Annotated in this window: 30 protein-coding genes; 17 read left to right on the plus strand and 13 right to left on the minus strand. The window is 60.8% G+C overall.

All coding sequences use genetic code 11. From position 1 onward, the window contains the following. Positions 1 to 6 precede the first annotated feature (6 nt). From HU754_RS28410 to HU754_RS28425, 4 genes are read left to right on the plus strand one after another with little or no spacing between them, the layout of a single operon-like run. Positions 7 to 441 carry a DUF4426 domain-containing protein gene (locus HU754_RS28410; RefSeq protein ID WP_186620035.1) on the plus strand — a complete coding sequence of 145 codons (435 nt, stop codon included), beginning with the start codon at positions 7 to 9 and terminating at the stop codon, positions 439 to 441. Next, positions 438 to 1,034, plus strand: coding sequence for an RdgB/HAM1 family non-canonical purine NTP pyrophosphatase (rdgB, locus tag HU754_RS28415; RefSeq protein WP_064116272.1), 597 nt, complete (start codon positions 438 to 440; stop codon positions 1,032 to 1,034). Before HU754_RS28410 ends, rdgB begins: the two co-directional genes overlap by 4 nt. Beyond that, entirely contained in the window at positions 1,031 to 2,236 is a 1,206-nt protein-coding gene (gene hemW, locus HU754_RS28420) for a radical SAM family heme chaperone HemW (RefSeq protein ID WP_225919952.1), read from the plus strand. Before rdgB ends, hemW begins: the two co-directional genes overlap by 4 nt. 22 nt (positions 2,237 to 2,258) lie before the next feature. Continuing rightward, positions 2,259 to 2,582: a DUF3392 domain-containing protein gene (locus HU754_RS28425; protein ID WP_007913629.1), complete on the plus strand. Its 324-nt coding sequence runs from the start codon at positions 2,259 to 2,261 to the stop codon at positions 2,580 to 2,582. Positions 2,583 to 2,712: 130 nt separating this feature from the next. Here the strand turns inward: HU754_RS28425 and trmB are convergent, their stop codons facing one another. The 4 genes from trmB to HU754_RS28445 form a co-directional block, all read right to left on the minus strand. Then, on the minus strand, positions 2,713 to 3,438 hold the full coding sequence (gene trmB, locus HU754_RS28430) for a tRNA (guanosine(46)-N7)-methyltransferase TrmB (RefSeq protein WP_186620036.1): 726 nt from the start codon (positions 3,436 to 3,438) through the stop codon (positions 2,713 to 2,715). 9 nt (positions 3,439 to 3,447) lie between these two features. Beyond that, the gene (locus tag HU754_RS28435; RefSeq protein ID WP_007913621.1) at positions 3,448 to 4,242 is read right to left on the minus strand and encodes a thiazole synthase; all 795 of its coding nucleotides are present in this window, start codon (positions 4,240 to 4,242) and stop codon (positions 3,448 to 3,450) included. Positions 4,243 to 4,302: 60 nt separating this feature from the next. Beyond that, complete coding sequence (gene thiS / locus HU754_RS28440) at positions 4,303 to 4,503, minus strand: sulfur carrier protein ThiS (protein WP_123454333.1); 201 nt, start codon at positions 4,501 to 4,503, stop codon at positions 4,303 to 4,305. Between the two features lie 71 nt (positions 4,504 to 4,574). Further along, complete coding sequence (locus tag HU754_RS28445; protein WP_186620037.1) at positions 4,575 to 4,955, minus strand: DUF423 domain-containing protein; 381 nt, start codon at positions 4,953 to 4,955, stop codon at positions 4,575 to 4,577. 74 nt (positions 4,956 to 5,029) lie between these two features. On the opposite strand from HU754_RS28445, the gene mtgA reads away from it, so the two are divergent. Next, positions 5,030 to 5,752 carry a monofunctional biosynthetic peptidoglycan transglycosylase gene (mtgA, locus tag HU754_RS28450; protein WP_186620038.1) on the plus strand — a complete coding sequence of 241 codons (723 nt, stop codon included), beginning with the start codon at positions 5,030 to 5,032 and terminating at the stop codon, positions 5,750 to 5,752. Between the two features lie 199 nt (positions 5,753 to 5,951). On the opposite strand, the gene rpoH is transcribed toward mtgA, so the two are convergent. The 4 genes from rpoH to ftsY form a co-directional block, all read right to left on the minus strand. Next, a complete protein-coding gene (gene rpoH, locus HU754_RS28455) occupies positions 5,952 to 6,806 on the minus strand; it encodes an RNA polymerase sigma factor RpoH (protein WP_003229146.1) in 855 nt (284 codons plus the stop codon). 114 nt (positions 6,807 to 6,920) lie between these two features. Then, positions 6,921 to 7,946: a permease-like cell division protein FtsX gene (ftsX, locus tag HU754_RS28460; RefSeq protein ID WP_099757424.1), complete on the minus strand. Its 1,026-nt coding sequence runs from the start codon at positions 7,944 to 7,946 to the stop codon at positions 6,921 to 6,923. Further along, positions 7,943 to 8,614: a cell division ATP-binding protein FtsE gene (gene ftsE / locus HU754_RS28465; protein WP_008065082.1), complete on the minus strand. Its 672-nt coding sequence runs from the start codon at positions 8,612 to 8,614 to the stop codon at positions 7,943 to 7,945. The genes ftsX and ftsE overlap by 4 nt, the downstream gene beginning before the upstream one ends. Next, positions 8,611 to 10,122, minus strand: a complete 1,512-nt coding sequence (gene ftsY, locus HU754_RS28470; protein WP_186620039.1) for a signal recognition particle-docking protein FtsY — start codon at positions 10,120 to 10,122, stop codon at positions 8,611 to 8,613. Before ftsY ends, ftsE begins: the two co-directional genes overlap by 4 nt. Positions 10,123 to 10,466: 344 nt before the next feature. On the opposite strand from ftsY, the gene HU754_RS28475 reads away from it, so the two are divergent. From HU754_RS28475 to HU754_RS28495, 5 genes are all read left to right on the plus strand, one after another. Further along, the gene (locus tag HU754_RS28475) at positions 10,467 to 11,822 is read left to right on the plus strand and encodes a M16 family metallopeptidase (protein ID WP_186620040.1); all 1,356 of its coding nucleotides are present in this window, start codon (positions 10,467 to 10,469) and stop codon (positions 11,820 to 11,822) included. Next, positions 11,815 to 13,302, plus strand: coding sequence for a M16 family metallopeptidase (locus HU754_RS28480; RefSeq protein ID WP_186620041.1), 1,488 nt, complete (start codon positions 11,815 to 11,817; stop codon positions 13,300 to 13,302). Before HU754_RS28475 ends, HU754_RS28480 begins: the two co-directional genes overlap by 8 nt. Then, entirely contained in the window at positions 13,302 to 13,916 is a 615-nt protein-coding gene (rsmD, locus tag HU754_RS28485; protein WP_186620047.1) for a 16S rRNA (guanine(966)-N(2))-methyltransferase RsmD, read from the plus strand. The genes HU754_RS28480 and rsmD overlap by 1 nt, the downstream gene beginning before the upstream one ends. A 63-nt stretch (positions 13,917 to 13,979) precedes the next feature. Further along, positions 13,980 to 14,975, plus strand: a complete 996-nt coding sequence (locus HU754_RS28490; protein ID WP_186620048.1) for a hydrolase — start codon at positions 13,980 to 13,982, stop codon at positions 14,973 to 14,975. Beyond that, a complete protein-coding gene (locus HU754_RS28495) occupies positions 14,972 to 15,814 on the plus strand; it encodes an AraC family transcriptional regulator (RefSeq protein WP_186620049.1) in 843 nt (280 codons plus the stop codon). The genes HU754_RS28490 and HU754_RS28495 overlap by 4 nt, the downstream gene beginning before the upstream one ends. 102 nt (positions 15,815 to 15,916) lie before the next feature. Here HU754_RS28495 and HU754_RS28500 read toward each other — a convergent pair whose 3' ends face one another. Together HU754_RS28500 and HU754_RS28505 are read right to left on the minus strand one after the other, a co-directional pair. Further along, positions 15,917 to 16,771 (minus strand): sulfurtransferase, encoded by an 855-nt coding sequence (locus HU754_RS28500; protein ID WP_186620050.1) that lies wholly within the window; start codon positions 16,769 to 16,771, stop codon positions 15,917 to 15,919. Between the two features lie 32 nt (positions 16,772 to 16,803). Next, the gene (locus tag HU754_RS28505) at positions 16,804 to 17,475 is read right to left on the minus strand and encodes a TetR/AcrR family transcriptional regulator (protein ID WP_099757428.1); all 672 of its coding nucleotides are present in this window, start codon (positions 17,473 to 17,475) and stop codon (positions 16,804 to 16,806) included. Between the two features lie 128 nt (positions 17,476 to 17,603). On the opposite strand from HU754_RS28505, the gene HU754_RS28510 reads away from it, so the two are divergent. The 5 genes from HU754_RS28510 to HU754_RS28530 all read left to right on the plus strand — a co-directional run bounded on the left by HU754_RS28510 (position 17,604) and on the right by HU754_RS28530 (position 22,349). Next, on the plus strand, positions 17,604 to 19,052 hold the full coding sequence (locus HU754_RS28510; RefSeq protein WP_496198609.1) for a coniferyl aldehyde dehydrogenase: 1,449 nt from the start codon (positions 17,604 to 17,606) through the stop codon (positions 19,050 to 19,052). Positions 19,053 to 19,081: 29 nt separating this feature from the next. Further along, entirely contained in the window at positions 19,082 to 19,627 is a 546-nt protein-coding gene (locus HU754_RS28515) for a twin-arginine translocation pathway signal protein (protein ID WP_116254312.1), read from the plus strand. 132 nt (positions 19,628 to 19,759) lie between these two features. After that, entirely contained in the window at positions 19,760 to 21,355 is a 1,596-nt protein-coding gene (locus HU754_RS28520; protein WP_186620052.1) for a GMC family oxidoreductase, read from the plus strand. Positions 21,356 to 21,470: 115 nt separating this feature from the next. After that, complete coding sequence (gene coaD, locus HU754_RS28525) at positions 21,471 to 21,950, plus strand: pantetheine-phosphate adenylyltransferase (protein WP_003229157.1); 480 nt, start codon at positions 21,471 to 21,473, stop codon at positions 21,948 to 21,950. Positions 21,951 to 22,097: 147 nt separating this feature from the next. After that, positions 22,098 to 22,349 carry a YfhL family 4Fe-4S dicluster ferredoxin gene (locus HU754_RS28530; protein WP_003195146.1) on the plus strand — a complete coding sequence of 84 codons (252 nt, stop codon included), beginning with the start codon at positions 22,098 to 22,100 and terminating at the stop codon, positions 22,347 to 22,349. A gap of 142 nt (positions 22,350 to 22,491) precedes the next feature. On the opposite strand, the gene HU754_RS28535 is transcribed toward HU754_RS28530, so the two are convergent. The 3 genes from HU754_RS28535 to HU754_RS28545 all read right to left on the minus strand — a co-directional run bounded on the left by HU754_RS28535 (position 22,492) and on the right by HU754_RS28545 (position 24,522). After that, positions 22,492 to 22,815, minus strand: coding sequence for a multidrug transporter (locus tag HU754_RS28535; RefSeq protein WP_095049443.1), 324 nt, complete (start codon positions 22,813 to 22,815; stop codon positions 22,492 to 22,494). A 69-nt stretch (positions 22,816 to 22,884) separates the two neighbouring features. After that, positions 22,885 to 23,697, minus strand: coding sequence for a bifunctional DNA-formamidopyrimidine glycosylase/DNA-(apurinic or apyrimidinic site) lyase (mutM, locus tag HU754_RS28540; RefSeq protein WP_095125836.1), 813 nt, complete (start codon positions 23,695 to 23,697; stop codon positions 22,885 to 22,887). 12 nt (positions 23,698 to 23,709) lie between these two features. After that, complete coding sequence (locus tag HU754_RS28545; RefSeq protein ID WP_175559546.1) at positions 23,710 to 24,522, minus strand: HDOD domain-containing protein; 813 nt, start codon at positions 24,520 to 24,522, stop codon at positions 23,710 to 23,712. 228 nt (positions 24,523 to 24,750) lie between these two features. Between HU754_RS28545 and HU754_RS28550 the strand changes: the two genes are divergently transcribed. Next, positions 24,751 to 25,290 carry a type 1 glutamine amidotransferase domain-containing protein gene (locus HU754_RS28550; RefSeq protein WP_093429814.1) on the plus strand — a complete coding sequence of 180 codons (540 nt, stop codon included), beginning with the start codon at positions 24,751 to 24,753 and terminating at the stop codon, positions 25,288 to 25,290. Positions 25,291 to 25,463: 173 nt separating this feature from the next. Beyond that, positions 25,464 to 26,660, plus strand: coding sequence for a class I SAM-dependent rRNA methyltransferase (locus HU754_RS28555; protein WP_093429813.1), 1,197 nt, complete (start codon positions 25,464 to 25,466; stop codon positions 26,658 to 26,660). Positions 26,661 to 26,737: the final 77 nt, after the last annotated feature.

The following is a 26,737-nucleotide window of genomic DNA, read 5'->3' on the forward strand; positions in this document are numbered from 1 at the left end:
ACGATCATGGGTCGTTTAGCGTTGTTGTTATTGACTGCCTGCCTGAGCGCCAGCGCCATAGCGGCCGACGTCATCAAGGGCGAGCGCAAGGAAACCTTTGGCGACGTCACGGTGCACTACAACACTTTCAACTCGACGTTTCTGACGCCGGACATCGCCAAGGCGGCTGAACTGATTCGCAGCAAAAATCAGGGCGTGATCAATGTCTCGGTGATCAAGGACGGCAAACCGCTGGTCGCCAACGTCACCGGCACGGTCAAAGACCTGACCAGCCAGAGCGTGCCGCTGAATTTCAAGCAAGTCACCGAGCAGGGTGCGATCTACTACATCGCCCAATACCCGGTGCCTCAGCAGGAAACCCGCACCTTTGAAATCAAGGTGCAGAACGGCGACAAGATCAACACCATCAATTTCAACCAAGAACTCTTTCCCGGCGAATGATGAACATTAAGCAGCTCGTACTGGCCAGCCATAACGCCGGCAAACTCAAAGAACTCCAGGCCATGCTCGGCGATTCGGTGCAACTGCGCTCGATTGGCGAGTGGAGCAAGGTCGAGCCGGAAGAAACCGGTCTGTCGTTCGTCGAGAATGCGATCCTCAAGGCACGCAACGCCGCACGCATTTCCGGGCTGCCGGCATTGGCCGACGACTCCGGTCTGGCGGTGGATTTCCTTGGCGGTGCGCCGGGCATCTATTCGGCGCGTTATGCCGACGGCAAGGGCGATGCGGCGAACAATGCCAAATTGCTCGATGCACTGAAAGATGTGCCGGAAGCCGAGCGCGGTGCGCAGTTCGTCTGCGTGCTGGCATTGGTGCGTCACGCCGATGATCCGTTGCCGATCCTCTGCGAAGGCCTGTGGCACGGACGCATCCTGACGGCCGCCAGCGGCGAGCACGGTTTCGGTTATGACCCGCTGTTCTGGGTGCCGGAGCGTGATGTGTCCAGCGCCGAACTGAGTCCGGCCGACAAGAACCAGATCAGCCACCGCGCCCGTGCAATGGATCTGCTGCGCCAGCGTCTGGGCCTGAAATGACCGACAGCCCCTCCGCGTCGTCGCTGATCATCGGCGGTGCCGCTTCTTCGCCTCGGGCGCCGCTGCCAACGCTGCCGCCCCTGGCGCTGTACATCCACATCCCGTGGTGTGTGCGCAAATGTCCGTATTGCGATTTCAACTCACACACCGCCAGCCCGGTTTTGCCGGAGCAGGAATACGTCGACGCCTTGCTGGCCGATCTCGATCAGGATCTGCACGCCGTGTACGGTCGTGAAATCAGCTCGATCTTCTTTGGTGGCGGCACGCCGAGCCTGTTCAGCGCCGAAGCCCTCGGGCGGCTGCTGGAAGGCGTCGAACAGCGGATTCCGTTTGCCCACGACATCGAAATCACTCTGGAAGCCAACCCCGGGACCTTCGAGCAAGAGAAGTTCGTCGCGTACCGCAAGCTGGGGATCAATCGCCTGTCGATCGGCATCCAGAGCTTCCAGCAGGAAAAGCTCAAGGCGCTGGGGCGGATTCACAACGGTGACGAAGCGGTACGCGCGGCCGGTATGGCGCGGCAGGCCGGGTTCGATAACTTCAACCTCGACTTGATGCACGGTTTGCCCGATCAGTCGCTGGACGATGCCCTCAGCGATCTGCGCCAGGCCATCGCGCTGAATCCAACGCACATTTCCTGGTATCAGCTGACGCTGGAGCCGAACACCGTGTTCTGGAACCAGCCGCCGGTGCTGCCGGAAGATGACACGCTGTGGGACATTCAAGAGGCCGGGCAAGCGCTGCTGGCGGAACACGGTTATGCGCAATACGAAGTGTCGGCTTATGCCCAGGCCGGTCGGCCAGCGCGGCACAACCTCAATTACTGGAGTTTCGGCGACTTCATCGGCATAGGCGCGGGAGCCCACGGCAAGCTGAGTCATCCGGACGGACGCATCGTGCGTACCTGGAAGACGCGTCTGCCGAAGGACTATCTCAACCCGGCAAAAAGCTTCCAGGCTGGCGAGAAAGCGCTGACCAACGACGAGATGCCGTTCGAGTTTCTGATGAACGCTTTGCGCCTGACCGCAGGCGTCGAATCGCACCTGTATCCTGAGCGCACCGGGCTGTCGCTGGAAAGCCTCGCTGAAGGCCGGGCCGCGGCAGAACAAAGCGGTCTGTTGCAGGTCGAACCGTCACGTCTGGCGGCCACCGAGCGCGGACAGTTGTTCCTCAACGACTTGCTGCAACAATTTCTGAACTGACTTCAGTGCTAAGGGAAAACGCATGGATTTGATACTCGACCTGCTCGCCACCGTCTCCCGCTGGAGCCGCAGCAACCTCTCGGAAATCGCCCTGGCGCTGGTCGGCTGCCTGCTGGTGCTGTTCGGCGCCGACTTCAAAGGCTGGGTTGAGCAACGCCTGGGCAGCATCGCCGGCGCCCTGCGCGTGCCACTGATGGCGCTGCTCTGCGTGATCGGCAGCGGTGCGGCGCTGATCTATGCAACGCCTTGGGTTATCAAGGGTTTGAGCCAGTTCAACAACTACAGCCTGGCGCCCGTCCTGCTGGTAGTCCTCGTCCTCATCGGCGTCGTCGCCGACCGCCGCTGACTCCGCAAACGCCCCAAAACAACTGTGGGAGCGAGCCTGCTCGCGATAGCGGTGTGTCAGTCGGCATAAGTACTGACTGATCCACTGCTATCGCGAGCAGGCTCACTCCTACATTTTTACCGCGTGATGCTTAGGACTGTTTTTCGAACTTCAGGTCCCACACGCCATGGCCCAGTCGTTCGCCGCGGCGTTCGAACTTGGTGATCGGGCGTTCGGCCGGGCGTGGTACGCACTTGCCGTCTTCGGCGAGGTTGCGATAGCCCGGGGCGACGTTCATCACTTCCAGCATGTATTCGGCGTACGGTTCCCAGTCGGTGGCCATGTGCAGGATGCCGCCAACCTTCAACTTGCTGCGCACCAGTTCAGCGAACGAGGCCTGAACGATACGACGCTTGTGGTGACGGCTCTTGTGCCATGGGTCCGGGAAGAACAGCATCAGGCGATCGAGGCTGTTGTCGGCGATGCAGCGGTTGAGCACTTCGATCGCGTCGCAATCGTAGACGCGCAGGTTGGTCAGGCCTTGCGTCAGCACGCCATTGAGCAGCGCACCGACACCCGGACGGTGCACTTCAACGCCGATGAAATCCTGATCTGGTGCGGCCGCTGCCATTTCCAGCAGCGAGTGGCCCATGCCGAAACCGATCTCCAGCGAGCGCGGTGCCGAACGGCCGAACACTTGATCGTAATCCACCGGCGCGTCGGCCAGCGGCAGCACGTACAGCGGCGTGCCTTGATCCAGACCTTTCTGCTGGCCTTCGGTCATGCGCCCGGCGCGCATCACGAAACTCTTGATGCGGCGGTGTTGGCGCTCGTCGCCTTCTTCCGTCTGGATAGGCGTGTCGTTCGATTCAGTCATCAATGGCTCTTACTTGATCAGACCATCCAGCGGCGAGGAGGCGCTGGCATAGAGTTTTTTCGGCATACGGCCAGCGAGGTAGGCCAGACGGCCTGCAACGATGGCGTGTTTCATGGCTTCAGCCATCATCACCGGCTGCTGGGCGTGGGCGATGGCCGAGTTCATCAGCACCGCATCGCAACCCAGTTCCATGGCGATGGTCGCATCGGACGCAGTGCCGACACCGGCATCGACCAGCACAGGGATTTTGGCTTCTTCGAGGATGATCTGCAGGTTGTACGGGTTGCAGATCCCCAGACCGGAACCAATCAAACCGGCCAGCGGCATGACCGCGATGCAGCCGATTTCCGCCAGTTGGCGGGCGATGATCGGATCATCGCTGGTGTACACCATCACGTCGAAGCCTTCCTTGACCAGTGTTTCCGCAGCCTTGAGGGTTTCGATGACGTTAGGGAACAGGGTCTTCTGGTCGGCCAGTACTTCCAGCTTCACCAGGTTGTGGCCATCGAGCAGCTCACGGGCCAGGCGGCAGGTGCGCACGGCTTCGATGGCGTCGTAGCATCCAGCGGTGTTCGGCAGGAAGGTGTAGCGCTCCGGCGACAGCACGTCGAGCAGGTTCGGCTCGCCTTCGATCTGGCCCAGGTTGGTGCGGCGCACGGCGAAGGTGACGATCTCGGCACCCGAGGCTTCGATGGCCTGACGGGTTTCTTCCATGTCACGGTACTTGCCGGTACCGACCAGCAAACGCGACTGGTAAGTACGACCGGCCAGCACAAAAGGCTTGTCGCTACGAACGATGCTCATGGGGAATCCTCTTTAGGAGTGAGGGTCTTGCAGAATTCTGTGCCCTTGCGGGCCGGGCGATCAGCCGCCGCCGATGGCGTGCACCACTTCGACGTTGTCACCGTCATTGAGCGTGGTGCTGGCATGCTGGCTGCGCGGGACGATATCCAGATTGAGTTCGACTGCCACTCGACGTCCGGTCAGTTCCAGACGAGTGATCAGGGCCGCAACGGTCTCGCCGTCGGGCAGTTCAAGGGATTCGCCGTTCAACTGAATGCGCATGCGTAACGCCGCCATCATTTTTAGGGGCTGGCATTCTAGCCCGATCATGACCTAAAGGTCAGCACCAAGCGTCAAGCGGTTGGTTGCAAGCGCCAGGCGGCGAGGCCCAGGCATAGCCAGCCAATCAGGAACGCCAGGCCACCAAATGGGGTGATGATGCCGAGCTTGCTGATCCCGGTGGTGGTCAGCACGTACAGGCTGCCGGAGAACAGCAGGATGCCAATGGTGAATGACACGCCGGCCCAATTGACCAGTCGGCCCTGAATCTGCGTGGCCAACAGTGCCACACCAAACAGCGCCAAGGTGTGCACCAATTGATAGGTGACGCCGGTATGGAAGATCGCCAGATACTCGGGTGTCAGGCGGTTTTTCAGGCCATGGGCGGCGAATGCACCCAAGGCGACCCCGGTGAAACCGAAAAAAGCGGCCAGCATCAAAAAGCCACGCAGCATTGGGAACTCCAGTCAGACGCGATCGGCAGGGTCTGTATAATGGCCCGCTCCACCGGTTCGGCCAAGCCATCTCTATGCTGCGTACTATTTTCCGTCGTCTCACGAAGGCCCTGCTCTGGTTCGCGGGTGGCAGCGTCTTGCTGGTGCTGGTGTTTCGCTTCGTGCCGCCGCCGGGCACGGCGTTGATGGTCGAGCGCAAGGTCGAATCCTGGGGCGATGGCGAGCCGATTGACCTGCAACGCACGTGGAAGCCGTGGGACGAGATCTCCGATGACCTCAAAGTCGCGGTCATGGCCGGTGAGGATCAGAAGTTTCCCGAGCATTGGGGCTTTGATTTCAGTGCGATCCAGGCAGCGTTGGCCCACAACGAGCTTGGCGGGTCGATTCGCGGCGCCAGCACCTTGAGCCAGCAGGTGTCGAAAAACCTGTTTCTGTGGGCCGGCCGCAGCTATCTGCGTAAAGGCCTGGAGGCGTGGTTTACCGCGCTGATCGAGGTGTTCTGGCCCAAGCAGCGGATCCTTGAGGTGTATCTCAACAGCGTCGAGTGGGATGACGGGGTGTTTGGCGCCGAAGCCGCAGCCCGCCATCACTTTGGTGTGAGCGCGAAGTCGTTGTCGCGGCAGCAGGCGAGTTATCTGGCGGCTGTTCTGCCCAATCCTCGGGTGTGGAGCGCTAGCCATCCGACCGCTTATGTCTCGCGCCGGGCCGGGTGGATTCGTCAGCAGATGAGTCAGCTGGGTGGGGATAGTTACTTGCTGGGGCTGAATGATTCGCGGCGAGCACCTTGGTCGCGATAGCAGGCCACATTCTCCCAGACTCTGAAAATCCCATGTGGGAGCGAGCCTGCTCGCGAATACGGTGTGTCAGTCAACATCAGTGTTGAATGAACATCCGCTTTCGCGAGCAGGCTCGCTCCCACAGGGACCCTCTGTTGAAGCAGAAAAAAAACGCCCCGATCATCGCTGATCGGGGCGTTTTTTATTGCCTGCTCGCCGGTTATGCGGCGATCGACAACTTGAGCTTGTTCATCGCGCTCTTCTCGAGCTGACGAATCCGCTCGGCCGACACGTTGTACTTCTGCGCCAGGTCGTGCAGCGTGGCTTTCTCTTCTGCCAGCCAGCGCTGGTAGAGGATGTCGCGGCTACGTTCGTCCAGCACTTCCAGCGCTTCGTGCAGGTTGTGGTTGGAGTTGTCGCTCCAGTCAGCATCTTCCAGTTGACGCGCCGGGTCGTACCGGTGGTCTTCCAGGTAGTTGGCCGGCGACTGGAAAGCGCTGTCGTCATCGGCTTCAGCAGCCGGGTCGAAAGCCATGTCATGGCCGGTCAGGCGACTTTCCATTTCGCGCACTTCACGCGGCTCGACGCCGAGGCTTTCCGCCACACGGTGGACTTCCTCGTTGTTCAGCCACGCCAGACGTTTTTTCTGGCTGCGCAGGTTGAAGAACAGCTTGCGCTGGGCCTTGGTGGTCGCGACTTTCACAATGCGCCAGTTGCGCAGGATGAACTCGTGAATTTCCGCCTTGATCCAGTGCACGGCGAACGACACCAGACGCACACCCATTTCCGGGTTGAAGCGCTTCACAGCCTTCATCAGGCCGACGTTACCTTCCTGGATCAGGTCAGCCTGAGCCAGACCGTAGCCGGAATAGCTACGGGCAATGTGTACGACAAAACGCAGGTGGGCGAGCACCATCTGCCGAGCCGCCCCCAAATCCTGCTCATAGTAGAGACTCTCGGCCAGTTCACGCTCCTGCTCCGGCGTCAGCAATGGAATGCTGTTGACGGTGTGCACGTAGGCTTCCAGGTTCGCACCCGGAACCAACGCATACGCAGGTTGCAAAGAATTGGTCATACGAAAAAACCTCCCACTTACATACTCGTGCCTCTCGGCACTGCGAAAAATTGACCGGGAATTCAAGTGCAAGTTCCCAAAAAACCGCGAGGTCAATCACGCGCAAAAAAGATTCTACTTCGGCGCCAGCTCCCTGAGATGGCGTGCGACTGCAATCCATGCACCGATATAACCCAACAGCACCGCGCCAAGCAAGAGCGACAGACCGTCGGCAACTGGCACTCCGGCCAGAGCGAAATCGCTGCCGTACAAGCCGGCCAGTCCAACCACCGCGTCGTTCAGCCAGTTCAGGCCGAACGCCAATACACCCCAGGACAGTAGCCCCGCACCGAAGCCATACAACGCGCCCATATAAAGGAAAGGGCGACGCACATAACTGTCAGTGCCGCCGACGAGTTTAATCACTTCTATCTCGGTGCGGCGGTTTTCAATATGAAGACGAATGGTATTGCCTATCACCAAAAGTAATGCAGAAACCAGCAGCACCGTCAGACCGAAGACAAAACGATCGCCAAGCTTGAGGATCGCGGCCAAACGCTCGACCCAGACTAGATCAAGTTGCGCCTGTTGTACCTTGGGCAATTCGGAAAGTTTTTGTCTTAATGCTTCCAGCGTCGGCTTGTCGACCTCGTTCGGGGTGACCAGCACCACGCCCGGCAACGGGTTCTCCGGCAGCTCGCGCAGGGCTTCGCCCAACCCGGATTGCTGCTGAAACTCTTCCAGCGCCTGATCGCGGCCGACATATTCAGCATCCGCTACGCCGGGCATGCCTTTGATCTGCTCGCGCAACGACTCGCCCTGCTCCGGGCTGGCGTCGAGTTGCAGATACAGCGAAATCTGCGCCGCACGCTGCCACGAACCGCCAAGACGCTCGACGTTGTTGAGCAACAGGGACAAGCCCATTGGCAGACTCAGCGCGACCGCCATCACCATGCAGGTGAAGAAGCTGCCGATCGGCTGTTTGCCAAGACGACGCAGGCTGTCGAGCAGACTGGCGCGATGGCTTTCGATCCAGGCACGGAACAGCGTGGCGAAGTCCGGGCCATCGTCTTCGTCGTGTTTTTTCTTCTTCGGTGGTTGCGGATCGGCGGCTTTCGGCGCCACGCGCTCGGAAACCTTCGGACTGCGTGTCGCACTCATTCTCCGGCCTCCCCGTCGCCAATCAATCGGCCGCGTTGGAGGGTCAGCATGCGGTGACGCATGCGCGCGATCAGTGCCAGGTCGTGACTGGCGATCAGCACGCTGGTGCCCAGACGGTTGATGTCTTCGAATACGCCCATGATTTCCGCCGCCAGACGCGGGTCGAGGTTACCGGTCGGTTCGTCCGCCAGCAGCAAGGCCGGGCGGTGCACGATGGCGCGGGCGATGCCGACGCGCTGTTGCTGACCGGTGGACAGGTCGCCCGGGTACAGATCGGTTTTATCCGACAGCGCCACGCGCTCCAGCGCCGAGTCGACACGCTTGGCGATTTCGGCCTTGGACAAGCCAAGAATCTGCAGCGGCAAGGCGACGTTGTTGAACACCGTGCGATCGAACAGCAGTTGGTGATTCTGGAACACCACGCCGATCTGCCGACGCAGGAACGGAATCTGCGCGTTGCTGATGGTGCTCAGGTCTTGCCCGGCCAGCAGCAGTTTGCCGCTGGTCGGACGCTCCATCGCCAGCAACAGGCGCAACAACGTGGATTTACCGGCGCCGGAGTGGCCGGTGACAAACAAGAACTCGCCACGACGGACTCGAAAGCTCAGCTCATGCAAGCCGACGTGACCGTTCGGGTAGCGTTTACCGACCTGTTCGAAACGAATCATGAACGCTCCCGCTCGGCAAACAGTGCCTGGACAAAGGGTTCGGCTTCAAAGGTACGCAAATCGTCGATGCCTTCACCGACGCCGATGTAGCGGATCGGCAAGCCGAACTGCTTGGCCAGGGCGAAAATCACCCCGCCCTTGGCGGTACCGTCGAGCTTGGTCAGCGCCAGGCCGGTCAGTTCGACGGTCTGGTTGAATTGCTTGGCCTGGTTGATGGCGTTCTGGCCGGTGCCGGCGTCGAGCACCAGCAGCACTTCGTGCGGCGCGTCGGCGTCGAGCTTGCCGATCACCCGGCGAACTTTTTTCAGTTCTTCCATCAGGTTGTCTTTGGTGTGCAGGCGACCGGCGGTGTCGGCGATCAATACATCGATACCACGGGCCTTGGCGGCCTGCACGGCGTCGAAGATCACCGAAGCCGAGTCGGCGCCGGTGTGCTGGGCGATGACCGGGATCTTGTTGCGCTCGCCCCAGACTTGCAGCTGTTCCACGGCAGCGGCGCGGAAGGTGTCACCGGCGGCGAGCATGACTTTCTTGCCTTCCAGTTGCAGCTTCTTCGCCAGTTTGCCGATGGTGGTGGTTTTGCCGGCGCCGTTGACGCCCACCACCAGAATCACGAACGGCTTGTTCTGCGAAACGATTTTCAGCGGTTGTTCGACCGGCTTGAGCATCGCTGCCAGTTCGGCCTGCAGGGATTTGTACAGCGCATCGGCGTCGGCCAGCTCTTTGCGGGCGACCTTCTGGGTCAGGCGCTGGATGATCTGCGTGGTGGCTTCGACGCCGACGTCGGCGGTGAGCAGACGGGTTTCGAGGTCATCGAGCAGGTCGTCATCAATGGTTTTGCGGCCGAGGAACAGGCTGGCCATGCCCTCGCCGATGCTGGCGCTGGTTTTCGACAGGCCTTGCTTGAGGCGGGCGAAGAAACCGGCTTTGGTTTCTTCGGTGCGCGGGGCTTCGACTGGGGCCTCGGTAACCACTTCAACCGGCACAACTGGCGCAGCGACGACCGGTGCAGGTGCAGGTGCAGGTGCAGGTGCAGGCTCGGGCTGTTGAACGACCGGAGCAACAAACGCCGGCGCAACAGGCTCAGCAACAACCGGCGCAGGCTCGACAACCGGCTCAACAACAGGCGCCCGAGCCACTTCGGGCACCATCGCAGCAGGCGCTGGAATTTCCGGAGTGATGTGTGGCGCAGCTTCTTCAACCAACGCCACCGGCTCTTCCGCCACCGGCAAGGTCAGCCACGGTTCAGCCGCAGGAGTCAGTGGTAGCTCAGCCGCCACAGGCGCTTCAGGCTCAGGCTCAACCGGTTGCAACACCGGCTCGGCAATCGGCAGCACAATCGGTGCCGGCTCTTCTTCTATGACTGGAGCCGGCGCAGGCGCTGGCTCAGGAATCACCGGCGGCTGTTCGACGACGGGTTCCTGCGGTTTCTTACGCAGCCATCCGAACAGGCTTTTCTTCTCGCCAGCCGCAGCTGGGGTCTTCTTGTCGTCGTTGGAACCAAACATGGAGGACGGCTATCTCACGGTAGCGACGCGCCATAAGGGCGCCCCGGCAAATAAATATTCGATGCAGAACAGACTGTGTTTCATCCAGCTTGTTCACGCGCAACATTTTGTCGAGGCGCCAGCGGCACCTCAAAGAATCGTATAAACGAAGGACTAAACCGGCAAATTCGGCGAAAAAGCGAAGTTTAGTCGATAAACCGTAGCTTTCTGCCGCAAACCCATTCAGCCAGATCAGGTCTGAAAACCTGATAGGCGTGGTCGCCGGTAAAACGGATCAGTATCCTAGCACCCTCTCGCCCGCCGACGCTAAGACCAAGCGGGCAGCCCAACAGGTTAAAAAACGAATGAATGCTCTAGCCCGCCGCGCTGCAGGCCTGCTGCTCAGCACAGTCTGCCTGCCCCTTTCGGCCCTGGCGGCCGACCCGCAACCGACTCATGAATTCACCCTCGACAACGGCCTCAAGGTCGTCGTGCGCGAAGACCATCGCGCACCGGTGGTGGTCTCGCAGGTCTGGTACAAGGTCGGTTCCAGCTACGAAACCCCGGGCCAGACCGGTCTGTCCCACGCGCTTGAGCACATGATGTTCAAGGGCAGTGAAAAAGTCGGTCCCGGCGAAGCCTCGCTGATCCTGCGTGACCTCGGCGCCGAAGAGAACGCCTTCACCAGCGACGATTTCACCGCTTATTACCAGGTGCTGGCCCGCGACCGTCTGGGCGTCGCCTTCGAACTGGAAGCCGACCGCATGGCCAATCTGCGCCTGCCGGCCGACGAGTTCGCCAAGGAAATCGAAGTCATCAAGGAAGAGCGCCGTTTGCGCACCGATGACAAGCCGATGTCCAAGGCTTACGAGCGCTACAAGGCCATGGCCTACCCGGCCAGCGGCTACCACACGCCAACCATTGGCTGGATGGCCGACCTCGACCGCATGAAGGTTGAAGAGCTGCGCCACTGGTACCAATCCTGGTATGTGCCGAACAACGCCACGCTGGTGGTGGTCGGCGACGTGACCCCGGACGAGGTGAAAACCCTCGCTCAACGCTATTTCGGCCCGATCGCCAAACGCGACGTGCCACCGGCGAAAAAGCCGCTGGAACTCGCCGAACCCGGCGAACGCCAGATCACCCTGCACGTGCAGACGCAATTGCCTAGCCTGATGCTCGGTTTCAACGTGCCAAGCATCGCCACGGCTGAAGACAAGCGCTCGGTCAACGCCCTGCGCCTGATCTCGGCCCTGCTCGACGGCGGTTACAGCGGGCGCATCCCGACGCAACTGGAGCGCGGCGAAGAACTGGTCTCCGGCGGTTCGTCGAGCTACGACGCCTATACCCGTGGCGACAGTCTGTTCACCCTGTCGGCAACCCCGAACACGCAGAAGAAAAAGACCATCGCGCAAGCCGAGGCCGGTCTGTGGAAGCTGTTGGAACAGCTGAAAAACACCGCGCCGTCCGCTGAAGAACTGGAGCGCGTGCGAGCACAAGTGATTGCCGGTCTGGTCTTCGAACGTGATTCGATCACCAGTCAGGCCACCGCCATCGGTCAACTCGAGACCGTCGGTCTGTCGTGGAAACTGATGGACACCGAACTGGCCGACCTGGAAAGCGTGACCCCGCAAGACATCCAGAACGCCGCCAAGCTGTATTTCACCCGCGAACGTCTCAGCGTCGCCCACGTCCTGCCACTGGAGACGACTCATGAGTAAGCGCAAATCCCCACGCCTGCTGCTCGGCCTGATCGCCGTGGCGGTGATCGGCTCTGCCGCGCTCTACCTGTCGCCTGGCGCTGACAGCAATGCCAGCGAAGCCCTCGACAACGCCAAGACCAGCCAGAAGCTGCAATCACTGACCGAACTCGACGGCAAGGCCCCGGCCAGCCGCAAACTCGACGTGCAAACCTGGAACACCGCCGAAGGCGCCAAAGTATTGTTCGTCGAAGCCCATGAGCTGCCGATGTTCGACATGCGCCTGATCTTCGCCGCTGGCAGCAGCCAGGACGGCAGCGCGTCGGGTCTGGCGGTGCTGACCAACGCAATGCTCAACGAAGGTGTCGCCGGTAAAGACGTCGGCGCCATCGCGCAAGGCTTCGAAGGCCTCGGTGCGGATTTCGGCAACGGTGCTTTCAAGGACATGGCGCTGGCTTCGCTACGCAGCTTGAGTGCCACCGACAAGCGTGAACCGGCGCTGAAGCTGTTTGCGGAAGTGGTTGGCAAACCGACCTTCCCGGCCGATTCGTTCGCACGCATCAAGAACCAGCTGCTCGCCGGTTTCGAATACCAGAAACAGAACCCCGGCAAACTCGCCAGCCTTGAGCTGATGAAGCGCTTGTACGGCGATCACCCGTACGCGCATTCGAGTGACGGTAACCCGCAGAGCGTGCCGAAGATCACCCTCGCGCAGTTGCGTGAGTTCCACGCCAAGGCCTACGCCGCTGGCAACGTGGTGATCGCGCTGGTCGGCGACCTGTCGCGGGCGGACGCCGAAGCAATTGCCAATCAGGTCTCTTCTGCCCTGCCGAAAGGCCCGGCGCTGGCGAAGATCGCCCAGCCACAGGAACCGAAGGCCAGCACAGGCCATATCGAGTTCCCGTCGAAGCAGACCAATCTGATGATCGCGCAACTGGGTATCGACCGTGACGATCCGGATTACGCCGCGCTGTCGATGGGCAACCAGATCCTCGGTGGCGGCGGTTTCGGCACGCGCCTGATGAGTGAAGTGCGCGAGAAGCGCGGCCTGACCTACGGCGTGTACTCGGCGTTCAGCCCGATGCAGGTACGTGGCCCGTTCATGATCAACCTGCAGACCCGCGCGGAAATGAGCGAAGGCACCCTGAAACTGGTGCAGGACGTGCTTGCCGATTACCTGAAAACCGGGCCGACGCAGAAGGAACTCGACGACGCCAAACGCGAACTGGCCGGCAGTTTCCCGCTGTCCACCGCGAGCAATGCCGATATCGTCGGCCAACTCGGCGCGATGGGCTTCTATAATCTGCCGCTGAGCTACCTGGATGACTTCATGCGTCAGTCGCAAAGCCTGACCGTGGAACAAGTCCGCGACGCTCTGAACAAACACCTGAGCACGGACAAAATGGTCATCGTCACCGCTGGCCCGACCGTGCCGCAAAAGCCGTTACCGGCCCCATCTGATAAACCTGCCGAGCAACCGCTCGGGGTTCCGGAGCACTAATGGCTACCCGATCGCCTAAAAAACCTGCGCAAAACGTCCACAACGGTGTGAACCAGTTGCGCATCATTGGCGGCCAATGGCGCAGCCGCAAGCTGAGCTTCCCCGACGCACCGGGCCTGCGCCCGACGCCGGATCGCGTGCGTGAAACCTTGTTCAACTGGCTCGCACCGTACGTTGAAGGGGCCAAGGTGCTTGATCCGTTCGCCGGCAGTGGCGCGCTGTTTCTCGAAGCGCTGTCCCGTGGCGCGGCCATGGGTCAGGCACTGGATGCCAGCAACATTGCGGTGTCCAGCCTGAAAGAACACCTCGGCACCCTGCGCTGCACCAACGGCCAGGTGCAGACCGCCGACGCCCTGCGTTATCTGGAAACCCAGACCGCAACACCGTTCGACCTGGTATTCCTCGACCCGCCGTTCAACCAGAACCTGCTGCCTGCCGTCTGCACCTTGCTCGAAGAGCGCCATTGGCTGGCGCCGGACTCGTGGATCTACACTGAAAGCGAAACGGCGCCATCGACGCTGGGCCTGCCGGGCAACTGGCGCCTGCACCGCGAGCAGAAATCCGGCCGGGTTTATTACGCGTTGTGGCAACGTACGGCAGAGATCGCCGGTTAACCGACCGGTCCGAATAAGCGGCGCCCCTTCCAACAGGGTCGCCGCTCTGCATCGAGAACCATCGTGTCCACCTCTTCAGAACGCTTCAAACCCGCCTTCGGCCTCGGCAATCCGCACCTGCAAACCTTGTGGGGGCCGCTGTGGCGCAAAACCGTACATATCGAGCGTGAACGCGAACGCCTGTGGCTTGAGGATGGCGACTTTCTCGATCTCGACTGGCACGGCCCGCACACCGCCGATGCACCACTGGTGCTGGTGTTACACGGTCTGACCGGGTCCTCCAATTCGCCTTATGTAGCGGGCATCCAGAAGTCATTGGCTGATCAAGGCTGGGCCAGTGTTGCGTTGAACTGGCGCGGCTGCTCTGGCGAACCGAATTTGCTGCCGCGCAGCTATCACTCCGGCGCCAGCGAAGACCTCGCCGAAACCATCAGACATCTGCGCGCCAAACGACCGCTGGCACCGCTGTATGCCGTCGGCTACTCCCTGGGCGGCAACGTGCTGCTCAAACACCTCGGGGAAACCGGCAGCGCCAGCGGCGTGCTCGGCGCCGTGGCGGTATCAGTGCCGTTTCGCCTCGACCAATGCGCCGACCGCATCGGCCAGGGATTTTCCAAGGTCTATCAGGCGCACTTCATGCGCGAGATGGTCGCCTATATCAAGAACAAGCAGCGGCAGTTTCAACACGACGGGCGTGAAGAAGGACTCGCCGCGCTGGCCGCCCTCGGCTCGCTGGAAAACATGCGCACCTTCTGGGATTTCGATGGCCGGGTAACCGCGCCGTTGCACGGGTTCGAGGATGCCGAGGATTACTATCGCCGCGTTTCTAGCCGCTATTTCCTCGGCGAGATCCGCACGCCGACCCTGATCATTCAAGCGGCGGACGATCCTTTCGTGTTCCCGCACAGTTTGCCGCAGGCCAATGAGCTATCGGCGTCAACCGTCTTCGAATTGCAGGCACGCGGTGGGCATGTCGGCTTTGTCGAAGGCTCGCTGCGTCAGCCCGGTTACTACCTGGAACGACGCATCCCGCAGTGGCTGGCTCGCGTGTCCGCATGAGCGATCAGGGCGAGTCGATCCGCTTCTGGCAAACCGCGCCGCTGGCCGGGGTCGAGTTGCTGTCGGCGCGCTACATCGAGCATCGCTTCGCCCCGCATGTGCATGACGGCTATGTGATCGGCATGATCATGGCCGGCGCCCAGCGTTATCGCTATCGCGGCGCCGAGCATCTGGCGGGCAGCGGCACGCTGGTGTTGATCAATCCCGACGAACTGCACACCGGACACAAGGGCACCGAGGATGGCTGGCTGTATCGGGCGTTTTATCCCGATACCGCGCAAATCGTTTCGTTGCTGGATGAGCTGGAGCTGTCCACCAGCAACCTGCCGGCGTTCGGCGCCACGTTGTATCGCGATGCGGATCTGGTCAACGGCTTTGCGCAGTTGCACCGCTTGCTCGAAAGCCCGACCACCGCGCTGCAACAGCAGACGGTGTGGCGCGAGATGATGTTGCTGCTGTTGCAGCGCCATGCGGCAGTACCGGTGCCCGGTCGAGCGGGTAAAGAACACCGCGCGGTGCTGTTGGGCAAAGAACTGCTGCACGCGCAACTGGCGGCGCCGCCATCGCTGGAAGAGCTCGCAGCGGCGGTGAATCTGTCGCCCTTCCATTTCGCCCGAGTATTCCGTCGCGCCACCGGCATGCCGCCGCACACCTGGCTGATGCAGCAGCGCATCGCCCAGGCGCGCGCACTTCTGCAACACGGCTGCCTGCCCGTGGAGGTCGCCACGCAACTGGGTTTTGCCGATCAGAGCCATTTGAGCCGGCAGTTCAAGCAGGCTTATGGTGTTGGGCCCGCCGCTTACCGTAGCGCCCGACAGCGTCCTTCAGACAACGAATAACCAATGTGGGAGCGAGCCTGCTCGCGAAAGCGGTTGTTCATTCAACATTAATGTCGACTGATCCGACGCCTTCGCGAGCAGGCTCGCTCCCACAGGTATTGGTTATTCGCCGGTGGCGATACCGCGCGAAGGCTCGTTGATCCACTCACTCCACGATCCGGCATACAACGATCCCAACGGATAACCCGCCAGACACAAGGCAAACAGGTTGTGACACGCCGTCACGCCGGACCCGCAATACGCAACCAGATCCGCTGGCGAACGCTCACCGAGCTTCGCGGCAAAACGCTGCTTGAGTTGATCCGCCGGCAGGAATTGTCCATCGCTGCCGAGGTTGTCGGTGAACGCCGCGCATTGCGCATCGGGAATATGCCCGGCAACCGGATCAATCGGCTCGACCTCACCTTTGAAACGCGGCAAAGCCCGGGCATCGATCAACGTCAGCGCCGGTTGACCAAGGCGCTGTTGCAGTTGCTCGGCGCTGAGCAGCAGGCGGGTGTCCGGCTGGCCACTGAAATTGCCACGGGTAACCGTCGGCGCATCCAGGCTCAGCGGGAGCCCCGCCGCATGCCACGCCTTGAGCCCGCCATCGAGAATGAACACGCCATCGCGCTTGCCCAGCCACGCCAGCAACCACCACGCCCGCGCCGCGTAGGCACCGGGACCGTCGTCGTACAAAATCACGTCACTGTCGTTGTTGATGCCCCACGCCTGCAGCCGCTCGATCAACGCCGCAGGTTCGGGCAACGGGTGACGGCCAGTCACGCCTTTGACCACTTTACCGCTGAGGTCACGCTCAAGGTCGGCAAAGCTCGCCCCGGCAATGTGCCCTTCGGCATAGCTGCGCTGACCGTAGACCGGGTCTTCGAGGGCAAAACGACAATCGAGAATCACCAGCCCTGGCTGTTCCTTGCGGTTATCCAGCGTTTGCGGGCTGATCAGTTGCGCAATCGGCATAACGGGCTCCTGAGGGATTTCAACAGAACGGTTTATTTCACGTCTTCGAGGGCCTGGGCCAGCGGCACGTAAAACTCCTCGAACAACGCATTGACCTCGTCACGCGCCTGCTCGGTGACAAACCCGGCTTCAAGCACCAGTACCTGATACACGCCACGTTTAATAGCTTGTTCACTGAGGTGGTTGGAGTTTTCGCGCGTGGTGCACAGGAAGCGCACCCAGGACGTCAGGATGATCCAGGCATTGAGGGTCAGGGATTCGATCTGCACGCGATCCATATCAAGGATCCCGGCGGAAACAAAACCTTCGTAGATCGCCGCGCCCTGAATCACGCAGCGCTGGGAAAAGCGCCGATAGCGGGCGGCCAGTTCCGGATCGCTGTCGAGCAGATGCTCCAGATCGCGGTGCAGAAAGCGGTAGCGCCACATCGCCGAGAGCAATTCCTTGAGATAGAAACGCTTGTCCTCGACCGTCGCCGCGCGCCCCTGCGGCGGACGCAGAAAGCTGTCCACGAGGCTTTCGTACTCACTGAACAACACGGCGATGATCGCCTGCTTGTTGGGGAAGTGGTAGTACAGGTTGCCCGGAGAAATCTCCATGTGGGCGGCAATATGATTGGTGCTGATGCTGCGCTCGCCCTGCTGATTGAACAGTTCAAGGCTGTTCAGCACGATACGCTCGCTGGTTTTTATTCGTGGGGCCATGGCTTGAGCTTTAATTCAGAGTGCGTTGGGGAGCATCTTACGACCTAACCGGAAATGGATAAAACACTGCCGTGCAAGGAAGTCATTTGACTTTCTAGAGCATAGACTCTAAAAAGTTCATCACTACAATAAATCCGGAGCAGACCATGACTGCCGACGTTGCTTACCTGCAAACGCTGCAACAACCGCTGGCCGAACTGGACCGGTTGTTCGAGGCGCAGCGGGCTGCGTATGCCGCCAATCCCATGCCGCCCGCCGCCCAGCGCCAGCAATGGCTCAAGGCCCTGAGTGATTTGCTCAGCAACGAGCGTCAGGCCTTGATCGAGGCGATCAGCTCCGATTTCAGCCATCGCAGCGCCGACGAAACCTCGCTCGCCGAACTGATGCCGAGCCTGCACGGCATTCATTACGCCAGCCGCCATCTCAAAGGCTGGATGAAAGCTTCGCGGCGCAAGGTCGGCATCGCGTTTCAGCCCGCTTCGGCAAAAGTGGTGTATCAGCCTCTCGGCGTAGTCGGCGTCATTGTGCCGTGGAATTACCCGTTGTATCTGGCGGTTGGCCCGCTGGTTGGCGCCTTGGCGGCGGGCAACCGGGTGATGCTCAAACTGAGCGAATCGACCCCGGCCACCGGCTTGTTGATGAAAGAACTGCTGGCGCGAATTTTCCCCGAAGACCTGGTCTGCGTGGTGCTCGGTGAAGCCGACATCGGCGTGGCGTTCTCGCGCTTGCGCTTCGACCACTTGCTGTTCACCGGCGCCACCAGCATCGGCAAACACGTGATGCGCGCCGCCGCCGAAAACCTGACCCCGGTCACCCTGGAACTGGGCGGCAAGTCGCCGGCCATCGTCTCCCGCGATGTCCCGCTCAAAGATGCCGCCGAGCGCATAGCCTTCGGTAAAACCCTCAACGCCGGCCAGACCTGCGTGGCCCCGGATTACGTGCTGGTGCCGGAAGACCGGGTCGGTGCTTTTGTCGAAGCCTATCGCCAGGCGGTGCAGGGTTTTTACCCGACACTCGCCGACAATCCGGACTACACGGCGATCATCAACGAACGCCAACTAGCGCGGCTCAACGGTTATGTAAGCGACGCCACCAGCAAGGGAGCGCTGTTGATTCCGCTGTTCGAGCAGGGCCAGGGCCGACGCATGCCGCACAGTGTGCTGCTGAATGTCAGTGATGAGATGACGGTGATGCAGGACGAAATCTTCGGCCCGCTGCTGCCGATCGTGCCGTATCAGGACCTGGAGCAGGCATTTGCTTACATCAATCAGCGGCCACGTCCTCTGGCTCTTTACTACTTTGGCTACGACAAACGCGAACAGAACAGGGTGCTACACGAAACTCATTCCGGCGGTGTGTGCCTGAACGACACCTTGCTGCATGTGGCTCAGGACGATATGCCATTCGGTGGCATCGGCGCTTCGGGCATGGGCCACTACCACGGTCACGAAGGTTTCCTGACCTTCAGCAAAGCCAAGGGCGTGCTGATTAAACAGCGGTTCAACGCAGCCCGACTGATTTACCCGCCCTACGGCACATCGATTCAGAAACTGATCCAGAAGCTGTTCATTCGCTAAACCTTTGTCATCGCCGGGTAATAAAAACAATGCACCCAAGCCTGACCGAAACACCTGCACTGTCGCGCCGTGGCCTGCTGAAATTCAGCCTTGGCGCCACGGCGTTTCTCGCCACCGCCGGACTCGGCGCCAGCCTAAGTGGCTGTTCGTCGAGCGTCGCGGCCAACGGCTTTGTCTCGTTGCGCGACGGCGACCTGCTGTTTCTGCGCGCACTGATTCCGGTGATGCTCGACGGCGCCGTGGCAGCCGAGAAGATGCCGAGCGCGGTTGATGGCACGCTCAAGTCGCTGGACTACAGCCTTGATCACCTGTCGCCGGAAATGCTCAAGCTCACCCGGCAACTGTTCGACGTACTCGGCATGGCCGTGACGCGCGGGCCACTCACCGGGATCTGGGGCAGTTGGGAGAACGCCAGTGCCGAGGCCATGCGGCATTTCCTTGATCGCTGGGAAAACAGCTCATTGAATTTGTTGCGCATGGGGCATAGCTCGTTGCAGCAGATGGTGATGATGGCCTGGTATACCCGCGCAGAATCGTGGGCGCATTGCGGTTATCCAGGGCCGCCTAGCGTCTGAAACCGTGTCGTTCCCTTCGCGAGCAAGCTCGCTCCCACAGGGGAGTGCATTTCAAATGTGGGAGCGAGCCTGCTCGCGAAGAGGTCGGCCGCCACACCGCCGCATCCAAAAATAATAAAGAGAACCTGATCGATGCCCGTACCCGACCCGTTCCGCGAAGGCCTCGCCCGAGGCTGGAAAACCTACAACGGCGCACAACTGAGCGACGATCTCAGCCTTGAAGCCGACGTGGCCATCATCGGCAGCGGCGCCGGTGGCGGCACCACGGCAGAAATCCTCAGCGCTGCCGGCTACAAAGTTCTGCTGATCGAAGAAGGCCCGCTGAAAACCAGTTCAGATTTCAAAATGCTCGAAGACAAGGCCTACAGCAGCCTTTATCAGGAAGGCATCGGGCGCATGAGCAAGGACGGCGCGATCACCATTCTTCAGGGCCGCGCGGTCGGCGGCACGACGCTGATCAACTGGACCTCGAGCTTTCGCACCCCGGAGCCGACCCTCGAGCACTGGGCCAAGGAACACAACGTCAAAGGCCATAACCCTGCCGAGATGGCGCCGTGGTTCGAGAAAATGGAGCAGCGCCTCGGCGTCGCCCCGTGGATGGTGCCACCCAATGCCAACAACGACGTCATCCGTAAAGGCTGCGAGCAACTTGGCTATAGCTGGCACGTGATCCCACGTAACGTGCGCGGCTGCTGGAACCTCGGCTATTGCGGCATGGGCTGTCCGACCAATGCCAAACAATCGATGATGGTCACGACCATTCCGGCGACATTGGAAATGGGCGGCGAACTGCTTTATCTGGCCCGCGCGGAGAAGCTGCTGATCAACGGCGACAAGGTCACTGGCCTGCAATGCGTGGCGATGGACGAACGTTGCGTCACGCCGACCGGGCGAAAGATCACGGTCAAGGCGCGGCATTACGTGCTCGCCGGCGGCGGCATCAACAGCCCGGCGCTGCTGCTGCGTTCGGATGCTGCGGACCCACATAAAACCCTGGGAAAACGTACCTTCCTGCACCCGGTGAACATGTCCGCAGCGCGCTTCGACGAAGTCATCAACCCGTTTTACGGGGCGCCGCAGTCGATCTACTCCGACCATTTCCAGTGGAAGGACGGCACCAGCGGGCCGATGGCCTTCAAACTCGAAGTGCCGCCGTTGCATCCGGCCTTGGCTGCGACCCTGCTCGGCGGCTTTGGCGCAGAGAGCGCGCAACACATGGCGGACCTGCCGCACACCCACGCCATGCTGGCCTTGCTACGTGACGGTTTTCACCCGGACAGCACGGGCGGCACCGTCGAGCTGCGTGGCGATGGTTCGCCGGTGCTCGACTATCAGGTGTCACCCTACGCCTGGGAAGGCTTGCGCCGGGCTTTTCACGTCATGGCCGAAATCCAGTTCGCCGGCGGTGCAAAAGCGGTGATGCCGATGCACGCCGACGCCCGTTACGTGAAAACCCTGGCTGAGGCCCGCACGTTGATCGATGGTTTGAGCCTTGAGCTGTACCGCACGCGTCTGGGCAGCGCGCATGTCATGGGCGGTTGCGCGATGGGCGAAGAGCCGAAAAGCGCAGTCACCGACAGTCTCGGCCGGCATCATCAACTGGCTAATCTGTCGATTCACGACGGCTCGCTGTTCCCTACCAGCATCGGCGCCAACCCGCAGCTATCGGTGTATGGCCTGACCGCGCAACTGGCGACTTCCCTCGCCGATCGGCTGAGAAACCCGTGAAAAAACCGATTAATTGCCTCGTCTATAGTGCTTTCTTACCCAACAGGCGACTTGGCCGACCGGGACGGCTGCGATACCATCCGACTCCCCAACGGACTCCCGCCAGGACGACGCGATGAACCGAGTGTTGTACCCAGGTACCTTCGACCCTATTACCAAGGGCCATGGCGATCTGGTCGAACGCGCCTCGCGCCTGTTCGACCACGTGATTATTGCAGTCGCTGCCAGCCCGAAGAAAAACCCGCTGTTCCCGCTGGAACAACGGGTAGAACTGGCTCGCGAAGTGACCAAACACCTGCCGAACGTGGAAGTGGTCGGTTTCTCGACACTGCTGGCGCATTTCGCCAAAGAGCAGAACGCCAACGTGTTCCTGCGCGGTCTGCGTGCGGTGTCGGACTTCGAATACGAATTCCAGCTGGCCAACATGAACCGTCAGTTGGCCCCGGATGTGGAGAGCCTGTTTCTCACGCCGTCCGAGCGTTATTCGTTCATTTCCTCGACGCTCGTGCGGGAAATTGCCGCGCTGGGCGGCGATATCAGCAAGTTCGTCCACCCGGCCGTGGCTGATGCGTTGACCCTGCGCTTCAAGAAGTAGGAGCTGCCGAAGGCTGTGATCTTTTGCTTTTAAAAGATTGCAGTCTCGTGCCCTTGATCGCAGCCGCGTGCACTGCGCTCGCCAATGCGGCACAATTGCGCGCATTGATTTATAGCGCCCGGGCCTGCCGCCCCGGCTGGAGTTAGCATGTCCCTGATCATCACCGACGATTGCATCAACTGCGACGTCTGCGAACCCGAGTGCCCGAACGCCGCCATCTCCCAAGGCGAAGAGATCTACGTGATCGACCCGAACCTGTGCACCCAGTGCGTCGGCCACTACGACGAACCACAATGCCAGCAGGTCTGCCCGGTGGATTGCATTCCGCTGGACGAAGCGCATCCGGAGACTGAAGAACAGTTGATGGAGAAATACCGCAAGATCACCGGCAAGGCCTGATTCGATAGTTTTATAGCGATTTTTCGGGCCTCTTCGCGAGCAGGCTCGCTCCCACATTGGATTTGCGTCGCTCACAAATCCCCTGTGGGAGCGAGCCTGCTCGCGAAAGGGCCATTAGCTGCTCCGCAAATCCCTGATCAGCTTACTCGCGCTGCTCAAACCCCTCCCCGATACACCCCAGGCACCGCACAAAAGCGGCTTTAGCCGGATCAACTACCAGCGCCTGCCCGGCATCGCCCACCCCGCCGCCCAGTGCGGTGAACGGCAACGACACGACGAACGCCCCCGCACCGATGACCGTCGCCACCACCAATAAAGGTCGGGCAATCAGCAAGTCGCCGATCATCGCGTAGGCCGGTGGATTCTGGATGGTGTAGCGCGGGTCACCGCTGCCGTTTTCCGTGGCCTGAACCGCCAGACTGGAACACAGCAGCAGCGTAATAACGAGGGTTTGCAAGGATTTCATGGCACGATCCTTCGGGCTGAACAGTGAGACCACTCACTATAGACCGTAGGACTTTTTCAGCCTGTTGCCTCAGGTCTGGCAGCGCGGGCAGAACACACTGGCACGCTGGCCGAGCTTCACTTCACGCAAACCGGTACCGCAGACCTTGCAGTGTTCACCGCCACGGCCATAGACAAACAGTTCCTGCTGGAAATACCCCGGCTGACCGTCGCCGCCAATGAAATCGCGCAGCGTCGTACCTCCGCGCTCGATGGCAGCGGCCAGAATGCGTTTGATCTCTATCGCCAGCTTCAGATAGCGCCCCCGGGAAATGCCCCCGGCCTCGCGGCGCGGGTCAATCCCGGCGGCGAACAGCGCTTCGGTCGCGTAAATATTGCCGACCCCGACCACCACTGCGTTGTCCATGATGAACGGCTTGACCGCCATCGACCGCCCGCGTGACAGCTGAAACAAGCGCTCGCCGTCGAACAGATCGGTCAGTGGCTCAGGCCCCAAGCGAATCAGCAGTTCATGATTGAGCGGGTCGTTGCTCCACAACATCGCGCCGAACCGGCGCGGATCGGTGTAGCGCAGCGCCAGCCCCGACTCCAGCTCGATATCGACGTGTTCGTGCTTAAGCGCCGGCAATCCGGCTTCAACCAGACGCAAATTACCCGACATGCCCAAGTGGCTGATCAGCGTGCCGACTTCGGCGTTGATCAGCAGATACTTGGCGCGACGCTCGACCAGCACGATGCGCTGCCCCGACAGGCGCACATCGAGGTCTTCGGGGATCGGCCAGCGCAACCGCCGGTCACGCACGATCACCCGACTGACGCGCTGGCCTTCCAGGTGCGGGGCAATCCCGCGACGGGTGGTTTCGACTTCTGGCAGTTCAGGCATGGCGTTCTCGGATCAATGCGCGCCGAGGTCGCGGATTGTTTGTTTGAGAGTTTCGAAGTCGTAATCCGACAGTCCTACATAGTCGAGTACCAGCGGGCCGACGGCGTTCCATTCGGAATCTTCGGTCTGGTTGCCCAGCACACGGTATGACGCACAAATATGCTCGGCCATCTTCAGGATTGCCAGGAGGTTTTTCAGCTGACTGTTGCGCGACGATTCATCGCTGAAGATCGCCAGGGCGTTGTGGTGATTGGCGATCGCCGCACTGACATGCTCCGGCAGGCGCCACGACTTGGCGGTGTAGTAGCCGACCACCGCGTGGTTGGTGTTGAACTCGCTGTTCTCGGTGTCGACCACCCGACATTCGGCGCTGGCATTGGCGTAAGCCTTTTCCAGCACCGTCATGTAATTGGGAAACCGTTGCAGCATCAACGGCACGCCACAATCGTGGAACAGGCCCAAGGCGTATGCCTCGTCACCGGCCTGAGTGCCGATACGCTTGGCCAGCGTCAGGCAGGTCATCGCCACATCCTGGGCGGTGTCCCAGAAGCGGTTAAGGGTGACGATGGTGTCGTCGTTCATCTCGCCCTTGATCGACTGCGCGTTGATCAGGTTGATGATCGAGCGGCTACCCAGCAGGTTCACCGCGCGCTGAATCGAGGTGATTTTGTTGCTCAAGCCGTAATACGGCGAGTTGACGATCTTCAGCAACGAGCCGGACAGCCCGGGATCCTGGGCGATCAGCTTGGCGATCACCTCCAGGTCCGGGTCGGGCATGTACTGCTCCATTTGCAGATCCACCATGATCTGCGGTTGCGCAGGCACGCTGATGCCTTGCAGCGATTGTTGAATCTGTTCGGTGGTCAGCTCTTGGGACATAAGTACACACTCTGGGACAGGCGGCGATTCTAACCTCTAAAAACCGCACGACGACACACCAGTGGGCAATTGTCAGGAACTTTCATTCACGTCCAGGCTTCGGAATCTGTAATGCCCAACGGGTCACACCGGCCCATTGCGGCGGCAAACTCCCACAGACTCAGGAGCTTATCGATGGCCACTTCCCTCAACGGCAAACGCGTCGCCATTTTGGTAACAGACGGTTTCGAACAGGTCGAACTGACCGGTCCCAAGCAGGCACTGGAGCAAGCGGGCGCGCAAGTCGACATCCTCTCCGCCGAGGCCGGCAAGGTCAAAGGCTGGAACCACGATAAACCAGCGGACGACTTCGAGGTCGACCAGACTTTTCAGAGCGCCAGCAGCGAGCAGTACGACGCGATCGTCTTGCCGGGCGGCGTGCAGAACTCCGACACCATCCGCATCGATCAGGATGCCCAGCACCTGGTCAAGACCGGCGCCTCTGCCGGCAAACCGATTGCGGTGATCTGCCATGGCGGATGGCTGCTGATTTCCGCCGGGCTGGTCAACGGCAAGACCATGACCAGTTACAAGACACTCAAGGATGACCTGGTGAATGCCGGGGCCAACTGGGTCGATAAAGAAGTGGTCAAGGATGGTCACCTGATCAGCAGCCGTCAGCCGGATGATATTCCGGCGTTCAGCAAGGAGTTGATCACCGCGCTGTCGGCGTAGCATTGGGGACCGCATTCGCGAGCAGGCTCGCTCCCACAAAGGGCTTGTGACCGACACAAGACCAATGTGGGAGCGAGCCTGCTCGCGAAGAGGCCATCAGCGTTTCATCGCTCTCCAATCCCGGCACCAGCCCCAACACGCTATACTCCCGCTCTTTTTTCCGGAGCGACGTCATGTCCCTGCCTAGCTTGCGCCTCAAAGCCAACGCCGACCGTCGCCTGCGCGCCGGTCACCTGTGGGTCTACAGCAACGAAATCGATGTAGCCGCCACCCCGCTGCACGGCTTCAATGCCGGCGACCAGGCCATCCTCGAAGCCGCTGGCGGCAAGCCGTTGGGCATCGTGGCGATGAGCCCGAACAACCTGATCTGCGCCCGCCTGCTGTCGCGCGATATTAAAGTTGCGCTGGACAAGTCGCTGCTGGTGCACCGTCTGAACGTGGCCCTGTCACTGCGCGAGCGCCTGTTCGACAAACCGTTCTACCGTCTGGTCTACGGTGACTCCGACCTGTTGCCAGGTCTGGTGGTTGACCGTTTCGGCGACATCCTTGTGGTGCAGATCGCCTCGGCGACCATGGAAGCGCACAAAGATGACGTGATCGCTGCCCTGACCCAAGTGCTCAAGCCAAGCGGCATCCTGTTCAAGAACGACTCCGCCGCGCGCGATGCCGAAGGCCTCAACCGCTACGTCGAAACCGTGTTCGGCCTGGTGCCGGAGTGGGTGGCGCTGGAAGAGAACGGCGTGAAATTCGAAGCCCCGGTCATTCAGGGGCAGAAAACCGGCTGGTTCTACGACCACCGCATGAACCGTGCACGCCTGGCCCCTTACGCCAAAGGCAAACGCGTCCTCGACCTCTATAGCTACATCGGTGGCTGGGGCGTGCAGGCTGCTGCGTTCGGCGCCAGCGAAGTGTTCTGCGTCGACGCCTCGGCTTTCGCCCTCGACGGCGTTGAGCGCAACGCCGCGCTGAACGGTTTCGCCGACAAGATGACCTGCATCGAAGGCGACGTCTTCGAGGCCTTGAAAGAGCTGAAAGCCAGCGAAGAGCGCTTCGACGTGATCGTGGCCGACCCGCCAGCGTTCATCAAACGCAAGAAAGACATGAAAAACGGCGAAGGCGCCTACCGTCGCCTGAACGAGCAAGCCATGCGCCTGCTCAACAAGGACGGCATCCTGGTCAGCGCGTCGTGCTCGATGCACCTGCCGGAAGATGACCTGCAGAACATCCTGCTGACCAGCGCCCGTCACCTGGATCGCAACATCCAGTTGCTCGAGCGTGGTGGCCAGGGTCCGGATCACCCGGTGCACCCTGCCATCGCCGAAACACGCTACATCAAGAGCATCACCTGCCGCCTGCTGCCCAACAGCTGATTTTTTGCGGATAACGGGGAGCCAGCAGGCTCCCCGTTTTGGTTTCTGGCATCGCCCTTCCCTTCGCTATCTTCCTG

Origin of the sequence: Pseudomonas zeae, assembly GCF_014268485.2 — a bacterium.
In the GTDB taxonomy this organism is placed as follows: domain Bacteria; phylum Pseudomonadota; class Gammaproteobacteria; order Pseudomonadales; family Pseudomonadaceae; genus Aquipseudomonas; species Aquipseudomonas neuropathica.